The organism is Candidatus Zixiibacteriota bacterium (genome assembly GCA_035574315.1).
Classification (GTDB): domain Bacteria; phylum Desulfobacterota; class Binatia; order UBA9968; family UBA9968; genus DATLYW01.
Map to the genome: position 1 here is coordinate 169,132 of DATLYW010000033.1, position 15,455 is coordinate 184,586.

The following is a 15,455-nucleotide window of genomic DNA, read 5'->3' on the forward strand; positions in this document are numbered from 1 at the left end:
CGGGATCTCAGCTCGACGGCGTGGCCCCCGGCAACACGGGCTCGTCGGATTTGGCGCCGCGCAGCCGTTCGCGGAGCGCCCGGAACCCTCGCCTGGCGAGCCGAAAGAGCCTGGGCGTCAGCCAGGCGACGGCGGCGGTAAAAGCCGCGACCAGCAGCAACATGATGAGCGGGTGATTGAAGATCATCCACAGGCTTCCCAGGACGGTGAGGTCCTCCGCGACGCTCGCCGCCCAGTTGCTGAACGGCTCCGGGCTGACGTTGATCGCCAGCCGCGTGGCCGCCTTGGTCGCATGGGCGGCCAGGGCTACGGTTCCGCCGGCGAGAACCGCCGCCAGCTCCAGCGCCGGGTTGAGGTCTCCGAGAGACCGTGCCGCCAGGATCGCTCCGGCAGGGACGCGAATGAAAGTATGGAGCACGTCCCAGCCGCTGTCGACGTAGGGGACCTTGTCGGCGAAGAACTCGACCACGTACATCACGCAGGCGACGGCGATGACGAGCGGATGCGTCAAGACTTCGAGGTCGGGAGGTAAAGCGATCATCTGCAGCCGCCCGGCGATCCCCAGAGCGGCCACCGTCGCGTACAGGTTGATGCCCGAAGTCCAGGCCGTGCCCATCGCCAGGCTCAACGCTTCCAGGGTGCCCATGGCGAGCTCCATCGCCGCGTACGCCGGCTGCGGCGTTCATGGCGGTAAAGGTTCAAGCCGTTCCGGGCCGCCTCGCCGCAGTTGAAAAGCTCAGGGAGAACGACCGGGGACCGGAAACCGAAGACCGGTACGAACTGCTCGCTGCTCACGGCTCAGCGGGAACCGGAAACGGGAAACTCCTTACTCGATCTTCCACTTCTCCTCGACGCGGTCCTTGAACTCCTTCGGGAAAGCGTTGACCGGCGGAAACCGATCCATCCACTTGTAGGGACGGCAGGCGTCGATCAAGACCCGGTCGGAGGTGTAGCCGCGCGGCGAACGCTCTTCGGGCGGCAGCGCCGGCTCGCACACCGACGCCCATACCCCCTTGACCACGTCCACCCCCTCGCGGACGTAACACCGGGTCGCCACCGCCCAGATCACGTCGGCCGGGTTGGTTATGTCCACGTCGTCGTCGACCACGACCACGAATTTTCCGCCGTAAGCGCCCGCGCGAGCTCCCGCCGCCACCAGCAGGGCCTGCTTGGAGTGGCCGGCGTAGCGCTGCTTGATGGAGATCACCGTGAACGGCCCGGGCTGACCGCCGTAGACGAATCCCCATACTCCTTTGACGTCGGGAACGCCGGCTTTCTCAAGCTGCTCCCAGAGCGTCGCCGCGCCGAGGGGGATCGGCAGATAGCTCGCCGGCGGTTTGAGCGGCGGGGCGCCGAGGAGAATGGGATCGTTTCTGAAGTAGACGCGCTTGACGACCATCACGGGCGTCTCGCCGACGTTCTCCTCGGTGAAGTAGCCGGGCCATTCGCCGAACGGCCCTTCTTTCGGCATTTCCTCGTCCTTCATCGGAGGCAACTCGCCTTCGAGGACAATCTCCGCGTTCGCGGGAATCGGTAACCCTGTCACGCCGCCGCGGACCACGGGCACCGGCGCTCCCTGGAGGTAGCCCGCGAACTCGTACTCGTTGACGTCCGGCGGCAGCGGCATCTGCGCGGCGAGAAAAATCGCGGGGCCCTGGCCCAGCGTGATCGCGGCGGGAAGCGCTTTCCCGGCGGCGCGCGCCCGCTCGAACGCGAGCCGGCCGTGCTTCCCCATGTTCATCTTGACCGATACCGTGTTGCGGTTCTGGACCATGACGCGGTAGGTACCGATGTTGATCCGCCCGGTTTCCGGGTCCCGCGTGATGACGCCGCAACCGGTGCCGATGTATGGACCGCCGTCGAGCTCGTGCCAGCGCGGGGCGGGAAATCGGTGGAGATCGACCTCGTCGCCGCTCATTTGATTCTCGAAAATCGGCCCGCCTTCGAGCTGCTCGACCGGCACCGGCTTGTAGGAGGCGAGCTTTTTTCTCCACGCGTAGAGATAGTCGACGCCTTTGAGGTTCGAGTCGATTCCCATCGCGGGTCCCGTGCGCCGGCAGGTGCGAAAGACGTTGGTCACGACCCGAAAGCCCGCGGGATAGCCGTCGAATCGGTCGAACAGGAGCGCCGGTCCTTCCTTCTCGGCGGCGCGCTCCGTCAGCGCGCCGACCTCGAGGTTCAGGTCGGCGCCGGAAATGCGACGAAGCTCGCCCATCGCTTCCAGAGTTTCAAGGTATTCCCGCATGTCGATGACGCCCGCCATTTCGGACCTCCGCCGTTCGACGGCATAGTAGCCCGAGGCGCTCCGGAGCGCAAACAGCCGCCCCGCTCTTCGAGCGGTCCGGGAAACCGAACGCGGCCCTCGGCATCTTGCCAACCGGCGGAGCTTCCTTTACGCTGAGAACGTTTTGACGATGCGGCGATCAATCCTTTTCTTTATCCCTTTTTTGGCCGTGTCGAGTTTCCGTCCGTCCGCCGTGGCCGCGCCGGTGCAAGAGTTCGTGCTCGACAACGGGCTCAAGGTTCTCCTGCTCGAGGACCGCAAGAGCCCGGCGGTGACCTTTCAGGTCTGGTACCGGGTGGGCTCGCGCAACGAAAAGGACGGCAAGAGCGGGCTCTCGCACTTTCTCGAGCACATGCTCTTCAAGGGGACGGCCAAGGTCGGGCCCGAGGAGTACTCGCGCATCATAGCGAAGAACGGGGGGCGCTCGAACGCCTTTACCACCCAGGACGTCACGGTCTATTTCGCCACCATGAGCCGCGAGAAGATCGGGGTCGAGATCGAGCTGGAGGCGGACCGGATGGCCAACGCGTCGCTGAGCGCGGAGTTCTTCGAGCCGGAAAAGAAGGTCATCCAGGAAGAGCGCCGGCTGCGGACCGAGGACCAGCCGGTCTCGGCGCTCGCGGAGACGACCGGCGCGGTGGCCTATCTGGTTCATCCCTACCGCCGGCCCGTCGTGGGCTGGATGGAAGACATCGTCCGCTTGAGCCGGCAGGATCTCGTCGATTACTACAGGCTCTATTACGTGCCGAACAACGCCTTCATCGTCATGGTGGGAGACTTCGAGATCGCCGAGGTCCTGCCGAAGATCAAGGCCGCGTTCGGCGCGATCCAGCGAGGCCCTCAGCCACCGAAGGTCGAGGTGGTCGAGCCGCCGCAGCGCGGCGAGCGGCGCGTGATCCTGAAAAGGCCCGCCGAGCTGCCGTTCATTCTGATCTACTACCACGCGCCTAACCTGAAGAACCCGGACAGCTTCGCGCTGGAGGTGCTGACCTACATCCTGGCGGGAGGGCGCAGCTCCCGCCTCTACCGCGAGCTGGTGTACGAGAAGCGCCTGGCGCGCAGCATCGACGCGGACTACAGCAGTGTCTCGGTCGATCCGCCGGTCCTTTCCATAACGGCGCAGCTGATGCCCGGCCGGGACGTCGCGGCGGTGGAGCGGGAGATCGACGCCCTGATCGACCGGGTGAAAACCGAGGGCGTGACCGAGCGCGAGCTCGAAAAGGCCAAGAACCAGATCGAGGCCGGGTTCGTCTTCGCGCAAGATTCGGTCTTCGGCCAGGCGCTCAAGATCGGCTACTACGAAGCGGTCGGCGACTGGCGGCTGATGAACAATTATCTCGACGGGATCCGCAAGGTAAGTCGGGACGACGTCGTCCGGGTCGCCCGACAGTACCTGGACCGCGACCGCCGCACCGTAGGGATCCTCGTGCCGACATCGGAAAACGTGCAGTGAAACCGTTTCTATGGCTTTCCACAGTCGCGCTGCTTGAGTGTCTTGCCGTGACCTCTTCGTCCGCCGGACTGGCTCCCAAACGATCGGTGCTGGACAACGGCCTGGTGCTCGTGACCTCGGAGCGAAGGGCGCTGCCGATGGTCGCCATCGAGCTGCTGATCGCCGCGGGCTCCCGCTACGACCCGCGCGACCGCGAGGGCGCGGCCAACCTGGTCGCTCGCCTGCTCACGTACGGGACCAGGGAGCGCTCGGCGCTGCAGATCAACGAGACGCTGGACTTCATCGGCGCGAGCCTGTCCACCTCGTGCGCCGAGGACCTGGTAACGGTAAGCCTGACGATTCTCAAAAAAGATCTGGACACCGGCCTCAAGCTGCTCTCGGAGATCCTCACCGAGTCGGTCTTCCCGCCGGAAGAGGTCGATCGGCAGAAGCAGTCGGTCGCGGCGCTCATCAGGGCCAAGGAGGAAAATCCCGGGGACGTCGCGCAGAGGAAATTCCAGGAGACGCTCTATCCCGACAGCCGGCTGGGCAAGCCGGTGGAGGGCACCGAAGTTTCCCTCCGGGCGATCGGCCGGGACGATCTGCTGGACTTCTTCCACCGGTATTACCGGCCCAACCGGACCATCGTCGCGGTCGTCGGCGACATCTCCCATGCCGAGATGGAGCGAGCCGTTGCGGCGGCGTTTCGTTCCTGGCGCGAAGGGGAGCCTCCCGCGGGCCCGCTCACTCCGGCGGTTCCCGAGGCGGCGCGGACGGTGCGCGTCGACAAGGAGCTGACGCAGGCCAACATCATTCTGGGCCACGAAGGCATCGGCCGCGAAAATCCCGACTACTACGCCGTTCAGGTCATGAACTACATTCTCGGCGGAGGCGGCTTTTCCTCGCGCGCCGTGGAGGCGATCCGCAACCAGCGGGGGCTCGCCTATTCGGTGTACAGCTATTTCGGCGCCGAGAAAGGCCGCGGCACGTTCGAGTTCGTGATGCAGACCCGGAACGAGACCGCGCGCGAGGCGATCCGGCTCGCGCGCGAGGAGATCCGGCGGATCCGGGAGCAGCCGGTCGGGGAAGAGGAGCTGAGCGACGCCAAACAATACCTGATCGGAAGCTTCCCGCTGCGGCTCGACACCAATCGCAGGATGGCAAGCTTTCTGGCCCAGGTGGAGTACTTCGGGCTCGGCCTGGACTATCCGGAGCGGTATCCGGAATACATCCGCCGGGTGAGCCGCGAGGACGTGCTGCGAGTGGCGCAAAAATACCTGCACCCGGACAAGCTCATTACGGTCATCGTCGGCGACGCGAAGAAGATCGGCGACAGCGGGTGACACGGAGGTCGATTTCCGCGCTCGCCGTTTCCGGGCGCGGCAAATTGCTTGACAGTCCGCCGACGGCTGCGGCATAGTGGATACGTCACCGCGAGCCGGGAACATGAAGAAAGTTCTCATCGTGGAAGACCACGCCGACATGCGCGAGCTGCTGGCGTGGCAGATCGAGCTGATGGGCTTTCAGCCGATCTCGGCGAAGCACGGCCGCGAGGGGCTCGAGAAGGCGATTGCGGAAAAGCCGCAGCTGGTGCTCATGGACATCATGATGCCGGGAATGGACGGCTGGGAGACCGCGCGCGCGTTGCGCTCGCATCCGGAGACCAAGGACATCCCCATCCTGGCCGCCACGGCGCTGTTCCGCGACACCGATCTCAAGAGCTGCGTGGACGCCGGCTGCAACAGCTACATCGTCAAACCGTTCACTTTTCAGGAACTCCAGGGTAAGGTCCGGGAATTGCTGCCTTCCGGTCAGTGACCGGAAGCCCCGGTCTCACGCTTCCCGTTCCGGCTCTCTCCCAAAAGGCCGACCCGCGAGGCTGCCATGCCCCAGAAGGACCAGGCGGTTGCGATCGTCAAGCGGTTGCGCGAGCACGGATACCAGAGCTATCTCGCGGGCGGCTGCGTGCGCGATTTCCTGCTGGGCAGGGAGCCGCAGGATTACGACGTGACGACGGACGCCAGACCCGAAGAGGTCCGGCGGCTGTTCGACCGGACCGTTCCCGTCGGGGCGCAGTTCGGTGTTGTGCTGGTGATCGTCGATGGCGAGGGGTACGAAGTCGCCACCTTCCGCTTCGACGGTCCGTATCTCGACGGCCGCAGACCGAGCGAGGTGCGCTATGGCACGCTCGAAGAGGACATCCGGCGCCGAGACTTCACCATCAACGGGATGGTTTACGACCCGCTGGCCGACAAGATCATCGATCTGGTGGGAGGCGTCGAGGACCTCAGGAGACGCCGGGTGCGCGCGATCGGGGATCCCGCCGCCCGGTTCGAGGAAGATCGCCTGCGCATGATCCGGGCAGTCCGCTTCGCCGCAGCGCTCGGCTTCGAGATCGAGCCCGACACGCTCGCCGCCATCCGGAAGCTGGCCGGCGGGATCACGACGATTTCCTGGGAGCGGATCGGCGACGAGGTCACGCGCATCCTCACGGAAGGGGGAGCGCGGCGCGGGTTCGAGTTGCTCGACGAGACGGGGCTGCTCCGGCCGATCCTACCGGAGATCGAGGCGTTGAAAGGCGTGGAGCAGAGCCCCGATTATCACCCGGAAGGGGACGTCTTCACGCACACGCTGCTGATGCTCGGCCATCTCGAGAACCCGTCCGAGACGCTGGCCTACGGCTGCCTGCTGCACGATATCGGCAAGCCGGCCTGCCAGCGCCGCGAAGGGGAACGGATCACGTTCTACGGCCACGCGGAGCTCGGCGCCGAGATGGCGGAAGCCGTCTTGAAGCGGCTGAAGCGAGGGCGGGCCGCATGGGAGCGGGTCGCTTTTCTGGTGCGCAACCATCTGCGCCACACGCAGGCGCCCAACATGCGCCTGAGCACGCTCAAGCGTTTCCTGCGCCAGGAGGGCATCGAAGAGCTGCTGGAGCTCACCCGGATCGACGCGCTGGCGGGGAACGGCGACCTGCGATACTACCGGTTCTGCAAGGAAAAGCTCGCGGAGTTCAAAGAGGAGGAGATCCGTCCGGCGCCGCTTCTGCGGGGGGCGGACTTGATCGAGATGGGATTCGAACCGGGACCGCTTTTCAGCGAGATCCTCGGGCAGGTCGAAGAGAGGCAGCTCTCGGGCGAGCTTGCCACCCGCGAAGCGGCGGTCGACTGGGTGCGGCGACACTACAAGCGTGAGGTCCAAGGATGAAGAAAGCGGGGGCATACAACATTGTCGGCAGAGCGCAGCCGCGCATCGACGGCGAGGAGAAGACGACAGGCCGGGCGCTCTACACGGTGGACGTGGCGCTGCCGGGGATGGCCCACGCCAGGGTCCTGCGGAGCCCCTATGCGCACGCCCGGCTGCTTCGTGTCGACGCCAGCAAGGCGGAGCGACTGCCGGGCGTCTACGCCGTGATCACCCGCGAGGACCAGCGGCACCTCGGGATGTTCGGAGCCGCTTACAAGGACCAGACGATCGTGGCCGTCGACAAGGTGCGGTACGCGGGCGATCCGGTCGCCGCCGTGGCCGCCGCGGACGAGGAGATCGCCGAAGAGGCGCTCGATCTGATCGAGGTGGACTACGAGGAGCTTCCCGCGGTCACCTCGATCGAAGAGGCGCTGGCGCCGGGCGCTCCCCTGGTGCACGATACGGCTTCCTCCGGCGGCGAGCTGATGGGCCAGCGCTACGAGGCGCCGAAGGAGTTCGCGGGGACCAACCTCTGCTACCGCTTCAGCTACTCCAAAGGAGACGTGGAGAAAGGATTCTCCCAGTCGGATTACGTTTTCGACCACACCTTCACCTTCCCGCGCGTGCAGCATTTCTCCATGGAGCCGCACGCGACGGTGGCGCACGTCGAAGGGGATCGCATCACGCTCTGGACCGGGACGCAGGAGCCCTTTACCCTCCGCGAGCACCTCGCCGAGATCTTCCATTTGCCGCTGAACCGCATCCGGATCATCGTTCCGTACGTCGGCGGCGGATACGGCGGCAAGCTTGCGGTCAAGACCGAGCCTCTGGCCGCCGCGCTTTCCTGGAAGGCGCGCCGCCCGGTCCGGCTCGTGCACACGATCGAAGAGAGCTTCAAGACGGTGACCCGCCATCCTTCCCGCGTGCGGATCAAGACCGGCGTGACCCGGGACGGCAGGCTCGTCGCGCGCCAGTGCGTTATCCACATGAACACCGGCGCCTACGCGGACGCCGGCCCCCGGGTCACGCAAAAGGCGGGCTACCGCTGCTTCGGACCGTACCGGCTGCCTCACATGAAGACCGACGCCTACACCGTGTACAGCAACACGGTTCCGGCCGGAGCCTACCGCGGGTTCGGAACCTTGCAGGTCACGTGGGCCTACGAGTCGCAGATGGACATCATCGCCGAAGCGCTCGGCCTGGACCCGCTCGAGTTTCGCCTGAAGAACCTGCTCAGGAAGGGGGAGCTGTATACGCCGGGGGACACGCCCGTGGACTGCGATCTCAGGGCGGGCCTGCTGCGGGCCGCCGAGGAGATCGGCTGGCGGGAAAGGGCGAAGCCGCGTCGCGGCAAGGGGCTGGCGGTATGCATGAAAGACGGGGGCGGTACGTACAAGATCTCGTCGGCCGCGGTCAAGCTGAACGCCGACGGAAGCGTGGTGCTGCTCACCGGCACGGTGGAGATCGGCCAGGGAGCGAGAACCGCGCTCAGCCAGATCGTGGCCGAAGAGCTGGGGCTGCCGTTCGACCGGATCACCGTGGCGCAGCTCGATACCGACGTCACGCCTTACGACGTCAACACCAACGCCAGCAGCTCCACGGTGGTCATGGGGCTCGCCGTTCAACGGGCGGCTCAGGACCTCAAGCGGCAGCTCATCCGTCACGGGGCGAAGCTCCTCGGGGTCCGGCCGGATCGGCTGTCGCTGCGCGACGGCGCGGTGCACGCGGGCAAGGGAAAGTCCGTTTCCTTCGCGCGGATCATGCAGCACGTTTTTCTCTCCAAAGGCGGCGAGCTGATCGGGCGGGGCGCCTATCAGGACATCAAGAGCACCAAGGCGGCGCTGGGCTCGCCGACGACCTTCTGGGAGATCAGCTGGGGAGCCGCCGAAGTCGAGGTCGATCCGGAAACCGGGGTCATCCGGCTGGTGAAATACATTTCGCTGTCCGACGTCGGGCAGGCGATCCATCCGGTGTTGTGCGAGGGGCAGGACGAAGGGGCGGTGGTGAACGCTATCGGCCACAGCCTGTTCGAGGAAATGGTCTATCGGGACGGCCAGCTCTTGAATCCCAACCTGATCGACTACCGGATCCCGACCTTCGCCCATCTGCCCGACCGACTGGAGACGGTTCTGATCGAAAGCCACAACGGGCCCGGTCCGTTTGGCGCCAAAGGGATGGGGGAAGGTGGGCTATTGCCGGTTGCGGCGGCGATCGCAAACGCCGTTTACCGGGCCGCAGGAGTCAGGCTCTTCGATCTGCCCCTCTCGCCCGAAAAGGTGTGGCGCGCCCTGCGGCAACAGGGGGGTGCCGTCGGCGTCCGGCCGGATGAAGCGGCTATCCGGCGCCGAAAAGCTGAAAGACCAGGCCCTCGGGAAAAGGAACGTTGAGCGCGCGCTCGAACAGCCCCCAGAAGAAAAGCCAGGTGCACGCCGTTACCGCGAGCGTTATCGGCCATCCCTCTCGGCCCGGAAACTTGAGGTAGAGCAGCATCATCAACGGCACCGCGTAGGAAAAACCCAGAAACCAGATCGCGAGAAAAAAGGCGAGCGTCCAGCCGAGAATGTTGAGCGTCCGTCGCCGGGCGATCTCCGGTGGAACCTCCACGGCCGCCGCAGCCGGTTTTTTGTCCCGGGCGAACATGTCCTTTACAAGCTGGCCGAGCGCGAGAAGCAACGTCGGGGTGCCGACGACCCACGGAAACAGGCCGGCGCGCAAGCCGAAGTTGCGGCTTTGCCACAGCGCCGCTGCCAGCGTGACGACCACCACCAGGCTGAAGAGCGCTGGCGCGCCGAAATGGAAGCGATGGGGCGTTGCGGTGCGGATCGTCGCACCGCCTTCCGGCCGCTCGCTTCGCTTCGCCCTTTCTTCGCTTCGTCCCTTGAGGATCGGAAAGAAGATGCCGGCCAGGGTCAGAAGGAAGATCGCGATCACCCCGGGGCGCGTGGTCCAGGCAAGGCCGTAATTATCGGTGGAAAGAAAGAGCCGGTTCTCGGCGAGAGGCCCGAGCACGAGGCCGAGCAGGACGGGCGGCCGCGGCCATTCCAGCTTTTCCATGATCCAGCCGAGCGCGCCGAAAAACAGCACCACGATCATGTCCGGGAAGGCGTTCTTCTCCGCGAACGCCCCCAAGTAGATCAGCACCAGGATGACGGGAATGATGATCCCGCCGCGCACCTGAGTTACTTTCGCCAGCGGGTTGAGGAACACGAAACAGACCGCCACCGTGACGATGTTCGACAGAATGATGACCCAGACGAACGAAAAGGTGAGGTCGAGCTTGCCTTTGGGAGGAGGCAGAAGCATGTCCGGCCCAGGAACGATTCCCTGAATGATGAAAGCCCCGAGCAGGATCGCCATGACCACGCTCGCCGGCACCCCGAAGGCGATCGTCGTTATGAGGCTTCCTCCCAGCGTCGAGTTGTTGGCCGCGCCGGGGCCGAGCACTCCCTCGACGGCGCCCTTGCCGAAACGCTCCTTGTTGGGCGAGCTCTGCACCGCGTGAGCGTAAGCCAGCCACTGCGTGGTCGCCGCCCCCATTCCCGGGATGATTGCGGTGAAGGTCCCGAGAGCGCTGCAGCGGATGACGAGCCACCAGTGGCGGAACGTGTCTCGGACCCCCTCCATCACGCCGCCCAGCTTGCCCACCTCCTGCTTGGCGATGCTGGTGCCCAGCACCGCCAGCTCGATCGTCTCCGGAATGGCGTAAAAACCGATCGTGATGGGAACGAGCCCGATGCCGTCCCAGAGGAACAGCTGGCCGAAGGTGTAGCGCTGGATCCCCGAGATCGGGTCCAGGCCGATGGTTGCGAGCATCAGTCCGATGCCGCCGGCGATGATGCCCTTGAGCACGTCCTCGCCGCTGAGCGAGGCGACGAACGTGATGCCGAGCAGGGCGAGCATGAAGAATTCCGGGGAGCCGAAGGAAAGGACGAGCGGGCGGATGACGGGCACGGCGACCGCGAGCGCGACCGCGGCGAAAATGGCGCCGACGAGCGAGCTCATGAGCACCGCCCCCAGCGCGCGCCCCGCTTCGCCGTTCTTGGCCATCGTATGGCCGTCGACGATGGTGGACGCCGTGGTCGGCTCCCCCGGGACGCCGAACAGAACCGACGTGATGTCGCCGGTTGTCGCGGTGACGGCGGTCATCCCCAACAGGAACGCGAACGCCTCCACCGCCGACATCTTGAAGATGAACGGAAGCATGAGCGCCATCGCCGTCGGCCCGCCGAGCCCGGGGAGAATGCCGACGACGAACCCGATCGCGATGCCGATCAGCATCAGCGAAAGGGTGGACCAGTTGAAGCACTGGATCAGCCCGGAGATGAGCGCTTGGACGAATTCCATTCCCTGAGCTCCTGAGGCGCCGTTCGATGCGGCCGTTCGCTTTTCGGGGGCGTGTCAGTTGTAGAGGATTTCCTTCAGCTTGGCCACCGTCGCGGCATCGAGCTTGAACAGGCCGGCGATGTCCTTCTCGATGTCCTCGGCCGAGACCGGATCCATGTTGAGCTTGGATTTCTTCGCGTCGGCGACGAACTCGGGATCCTTCAGTGTCGCCTCGAAGGCTTTACGGAGCAGCAGGACGCGGTCCTTCGGTGTTCCCGGCGGCAGCGTGTAGGTGCGCACAATCTCGCTGTCGCCGTGAATGCCGACCTCGATCAGCTTGCGGCCTTCCTCGGTCTTGGCGAGCTTGATGGCCTGCGGCACCTTGGGCAGGTCGGGGTGGGTCTTGCGGTTCGCCTGCAGGACCACTACCACCTCGCCGCTGTCGAGTCCCTTGCGCCAGGTAACGCTCACGGAATCCCATCCCCAGCAGCCGCCCGCGATCTCGCCGGCTTCCGCCGCCAAACGGATGTCCGCGGTCCCCTTGTAGCCGCTCACGAGCTGGATCGGCAGCCCCAGAGCGTACTTCAGGATGCGCGTGGCGTTGTCCGGCGTCGAGGTGCCGGGCGCGATGCCGCCCATCTTGATCGGGGTCTTCGAGGCCATCCATTTCTCGACGCTGGTGATGCCGCTTGCCTTGGTGAGGGCGCAGACCACGTGGTCCGTGACCGGCGCGCCGATGAACTCGAACTTGCGCGCGTCGAACTCGATGCCTTTCTGACCCAGGACCTGCCCCAGGAACAGCCCCCCGATGAAGTGGCCGATCGTGAGGCCGTCGGGCTTGGCGACCTTGAAAATGTGATTCGCGGCGATCAAGCTCCCGGCGCCGGTCATGTTCTCGACCACGACCGCGGGGTGCCCGGGAATGTGCTTGCCCATGTGGCGCGCGATCGCGCGCGCATAGGTATCGAAGCCGCCGCCGGCCGAGAAGCCGACCACGATGCGAATCGTTTTGCCCTTGTAGAAATCCTGCGCGGCGGCGGATCCGTGCAGAGCGAGCAGTAAAACCACCGCCAGCCACCGTCGAGTTGCCTTTCGATCCATAGCTTCTTTCCTCCGAGGTTGGTGCCGCTCGGGAGCGGGACCGGAATCCGGCGAGTTGGCAAAGGCTATCCGATTGATTTCTAAAAATCAATCAACGGAGTTCTTGCTGTTGGAGGGCTCGGAATTCAGGGCGGGCTTTCCGGCGGGCGGGTGCCGCCGACCGCCCGGTTCCTGCGGCCGCGCCCGGGCTTGCGGGTGGTTCACGGGCAGCGTCACGGTGAAGGTCGACCCCTTCCCCAGCTCGCTTTCCACCTCCACGCTGCCCCCCAGCAGCTCGACGAGACGCTGGACGATGCAGAGCCCCAGTCCCGTCCCCGGATACTTCTGCCGGTCGACCCCCTCCGCCATGTAGAAAGCCTCGAAGATGCGCTTGAGGTCCTCCTGTTTGAGGCCGATCCCGGTGTCGCTCACGGACAGGGCCACCCGGCCGGTTCCCGCCGGCCCGTCGAGGAGCGAGGCGCGGACGTCGACCCGCCCGCGATCCGTATACTTGATCGCGTTCGCAACCAGGTTCTGCAGCACGGTTCTGATCTTGGCCGCATCGCTCTCGATCGCGATGTCCCCGGCCGCCGCCAGATTCAGCTCCAGCCCTTTCTTGGCGGCGAGCGGCTGCAGACCCGAGACAAGGTCCAGCAGCAGCGGCGCGATCTCGACCCGGTCGATCTGCAACGGCACCCTTTTCGACTCCAGGCGCACCAGGTTCAAGATCTCGTTGATCAGATCGAGAAGGGCCTGAGCGTTGCGGCGAACCCGCTCCCAGGCTTCTTTCTGCTCTTCGGTGAGCTCCCCGTAAATTCCCTGGGCGAAAAGCTCGTGCGTGCCGAGAATGACGCTGATGGGGGTCCGCAGCTCGTGCGCCATGGTGTTCATGAAAGCGGTCTTTGTGCGGAAGGCTTCCTCGATCTTCTTCGAGGCCTCCTGGACTTCCTGGAAGAGTTTGGCGTTCTCGATCGCGACGGCGGCACCGGCGGCGAGCTGCTCGGCCAGCACGATCTCGTCGTTGGTGAAAGAGCGCTCGCCCAGGCTGGTGGCGATCAGGACCCCGATCGCCTGCTGCTGCCGCGAGATCAGCGGCACGCCGAGGTAGGCCTTTACGCCGAGCTCCTGCATGAGGTTGCCCGGGCCGAAATACATGTCCTGACCGACGTCGCGGATCACGAGCGGCCGGCGGTTCTTCATGATCCAGGTCGACCGCCCCTCGCCCGACGCGCGCGTCTGCGAGCGGTACCGTTCGGCGCCCTCTCCGGCCAAGGCGACGGTCCGGATCGCTCCGTTATCGTCGACCAGCCGCACCTGGATGTGGTCAACGCGCAGGAGCTTCAGCGCCCGCTCCGCGAGCACGGTGAGCAGCTGGTCGAGGTCGGGCAGGTTGATCTGGCGGACGATCTCGCGCAGCGCGGCCTGCTCCTCCAGGAGAGTTTCCAGTCGCTGGTTGGCAGACTCCAGCTCGCGGGTCTTGTCCCGCAGATCGCCGAGCAGGCGAGCGTTCTCGATCGCGAGCGCGGCGCTGCTCGCCAGCTGCTCGATCAGGTGTTTTTCGCGCGCGGCGAACTCCCGCGGCCGACGCGTCAGGATCGCGATCAATCCGAGCGGCTCGCGGTCGCGGCTGAGAATCGGCGCTCCGAGGAACCCGTGCAGGTCGGCTGCCCGGGCGGCGGCGGCGTAGCGCCGCCGGGAATCGAAAGCCAGGTCGTAAACCGCGAGCGGCTCCTTGTGGTCGAGAATCCACCGCGCGTGCCCCGCCAGCTTGTTCTCCACTCCGGTCTGGAACCGTCCGACGAGGGCTTCGTCTCCCGCAGCGGCGCGCGTGGCGATCCGGCCCCGCTCGTCGAGGAGCCGGAGCCACGCCAGATCGGCTCCGAAGAGCGCAGCCGCTTCCGTCGTCAGTTTCTTCAGCCACGGCTCGACCTCGAGCAGAAAAACATCGGCCAGCAGACTGCGCAAGGCGAGCTGCTCGCGGGAGGTCCGCTCCAGCTCGGAGTTGGACGATTTGAGTCTTTCGATCAGGCGGGTGTTTTCGAGCAGGATGGCCGCCCAGCTCGCCATCTGCTGCAGGAGCGCGACTTCCCGCGGAGTAAATTCGCGCGGCTCGTAGGTGAGGGCGCGCAGCGCTCCGATGACCTCACCCTGACGGGACAGGAAAGGCACGGCAAGGTAGCCGCGAACACCCGGATACCGTGTCGCTCCGGATTTCAGCGCAGCGCTTTCCCGGGCAACGTCCGAGGCCACGACCGGCTCGCGGGTCTCGATCAACCGAACAAACCGCCCCGAGCGGCTTCCCAGCGGAGCGTCCCCGCTCGACGCTCTCCCGCCGGAGCATGCGAGGAGCCGCACCGTCGAGCCGTCCACCAGCCGCACGTCCGCGATATCGGCCGCGAGGAACGCACGCGCGAGCTCGGCGAGCTTTTGCGTCAGGGTCGGAACGTCGAGGGTCGCGATCTCCTGGTTGAGTTCGATCAGGACCCGCTGAATTTCCGCTTCGCCGCCCGACCGGCGTCGAGGATCGGTCTCCGCCGCGTCGCCTTGGCGGTGAAGCAGTTGCGCGATCCGGCCCCCGATCAAGGCGCTCACGAGCGTGGCCAGGACGCCGAGATAAAGCCCCGGTTCCCCCGTGCTCCGGCCGGCCACAGCGAAATAATAGAAGGATACCACGAGCCCGGCGCCGATCAGGGCGCGCTCGGGATCGCGGCTCAGAAAAGCAAGCGCAACCGACAGCAGGTACATCGCGTAGAATTCACTTCTCGCCTGCCCGTTCAGGAGGAGCGCGAACATCGAGCCCGCGAAGTCGACGAGACCCAAAGCAGCGTAGAATCCAGCTCCCCGCGGCACGGGGGATCGCCGGTGGAGAGCCACGTTGGAGGCGGCCCACGCAAGAAGGAAGCCGTAAGCCCAGAACGGATGGACCGGCAGGGGCGCGCCGCCCAGAACCAGGGCCGCGCCGGTGGCAATCAGAACCCAGCGCAGCAGCCGGTGGCAATTTTCGTCCGCCGCCGCAAAGAGCGGCTCGAGGTAGCGCGCCATGACCGGTTGCTATACTATGCCAATCCCGCTGGAAAATAAAGGAAATTTAGCGCGGCACGGTGACGGGCGGACGGAGCCGTTGTCTTCGGCGCGGGAGACTCCTAGAATGGG

Annotated in this window: 10 protein-coding genes; 5 read left to right on the top strand and 5 right to left on the bottom strand. The window is 65.7% G+C overall.

Annotated elements, in window-relative coordinates; translation table 11 throughout:
- Positions 1–7: 7 nt before the first annotated feature.
- Together VNN77_11965 and VNN77_11970 are read right to left on the bottom strand one after the other, a co-directional pair.
- Positions 8–658, bottom strand: coding sequence for a DUF4126 domain-containing protein (locus VNN77_11965; GenBank protein ID HXG52107.1), 651 nt, complete (start codon positions 656–658; stop codon positions 8–10).
- Between the two features lie 168 nt (positions 659–826).
- Positions 827–2,263: a UbiD family decarboxylase gene (locus tag VNN77_11970; GenBank protein ID HXG52108.1), complete on the bottom strand. Its 1,437-nt coding sequence runs from the start codon at positions 2,261–2,263 to the stop codon at positions 827–829.
- Positions 2,264–2,489: 226 nt separating this feature from the next.
- Between VNN77_11970 and VNN77_11975 the strand changes: the two genes are divergently transcribed.
- The 5 genes from VNN77_11975 (at position 2,490) to VNN77_11995 (ending at position 9,286) form a co-directional block, all read left to right on the top strand.
- Positions 2,490–3,737, top strand: a complete 1,248-nt coding sequence (locus VNN77_11975) for a pitrilysin family protein (GenBank protein HXG52109.1) — start codon at positions 2,490–2,492, stop codon at positions 3,735–3,737.
- The gene (locus VNN77_11980; protein HXG52110.1) at positions 3,734–5,059 is read left to right on the top strand and encodes a pitrilysin family protein; all 1,326 of its coding nucleotides are present in this window, start codon (positions 3,734–3,736) and stop codon (positions 5,057–5,059) included. The genes VNN77_11975 and VNN77_11980 overlap by 4 nt, the downstream gene beginning before the upstream one ends.
- A 103-nt stretch (positions 5,060–5,162) precedes the next feature.
- Positions 5,163–5,534, top strand: a complete 372-nt coding sequence (locus VNN77_11985; GenBank protein HXG52111.1) for a response regulator — start codon at positions 5,163–5,165, stop codon at positions 5,532–5,534.
- A gap of 66 nt (positions 5,535–5,600) precedes the next feature.
- Positions 5,601–6,920, top strand: a complete 1,320-nt coding sequence (locus VNN77_11990) for a CCA tRNA nucleotidyltransferase (GenBank protein HXG52112.1) — start codon at positions 5,601–5,603, stop codon at positions 6,918–6,920.
- Positions 6,917–9,286 (top strand): xanthine dehydrogenase family protein molybdopterin-binding subunit, encoded by a 2,370-nt coding sequence (locus tag VNN77_11995; GenBank protein ID HXG52113.1) that lies wholly within the window; start codon positions 6,917–6,919, stop codon positions 9,284–9,286. The genes VNN77_11990 and VNN77_11995 overlap by 4 nt, the downstream gene beginning before the upstream one ends.
- Here VNN77_11995 and VNN77_12000 read toward each other — a convergent pair.
- From VNN77_12000 to VNN77_12010, 3 genes are all read right to left on the bottom strand, one after another.
- Complete coding sequence (locus VNN77_12000) at positions 9,234–11,243, bottom strand: tripartite tricarboxylate transporter permease (GenBank protein HXG52114.1); 2,010 nt, start codon at positions 11,241–11,243, stop codon at positions 9,234–9,236. The two genes, VNN77_11995 and VNN77_12000, sit on opposite strands and share 53 nt — an antisense overlap.
- 54 nt (positions 11,244–11,297) lie before the next feature.
- Positions 11,298–12,323: a tripartite tricarboxylate transporter substrate-binding protein gene (locus VNN77_12005; GenBank protein HXG52115.1), complete on the bottom strand. Its 1,026-nt coding sequence runs from the start codon at positions 12,321–12,323 to the stop codon at positions 11,298–11,300.
- An 87-nt stretch (positions 12,324–12,410) separates the two neighbouring features.
- Entirely contained in the window at positions 12,411–15,344 is a 2,934-nt protein-coding gene (locus VNN77_12010; GenBank protein HXG52116.1) for a GAF domain-containing sensor histidine kinase, read from the bottom strand.
- Positions 15,345–15,455: the final 111 nt, after the last annotated feature.

Bases quoted from the DNA above. Each gene is read 5' to 3' on its own strand.
- VNN77_11965 (HXG52107.1), bottom strand. From the start codon at position 658: ATGGAGCTCGCCATGGGCACCCTGGAAGCGTTGAGCCTGGCGATGGGC.
- VNN77_11970 (HXG52108.1), bottom strand. From the start codon at position 2,263: ATGGCGGGCGTCATCGACATGCGGGAATACCTTGAAACTCTGGAAGCG.
- VNN77_11985 (HXG52111.1), top strand. From the start codon at position 5,163: ATGAAGAAAGTTCTCATCGTGGAAGACCACGCCGACATGCGCGAGCTG.
- VNN77_11990 (HXG52112.1), top strand. From the start codon at position 5,601: ATGCCCCAGAAGGACCAGGCGGTTGCGATCGTCAAGCGGTTGCGCGAG.
- VNN77_11995 (HXG52113.1), top strand. From the start codon at position 6,917: ATGAAGAAAGCGGGGGCATACAACATTGTCGGCAGAGCGCAGCCGCGC.
- VNN77_12000 (HXG52114.1), bottom strand. From the start codon at position 11,243: ATGGAATTCGTCCAAGCGCTCATCTCCGGGCTGATCCAGTGCTTCAAC.
- VNN77_12005 (HXG52115.1), bottom strand. From the start codon at position 12,323: ATGGATCGAAAGGCAACTCGACGGTGGCTGGCGGTGGTTTTACTGCTC.
- VNN77_12010 (HXG52116.1), bottom strand. From the start codon at position 15,344: ATGGCGCGCTACCTCGAGCCGCTCTTTGCGGCGGCGGACGAAAATTGC.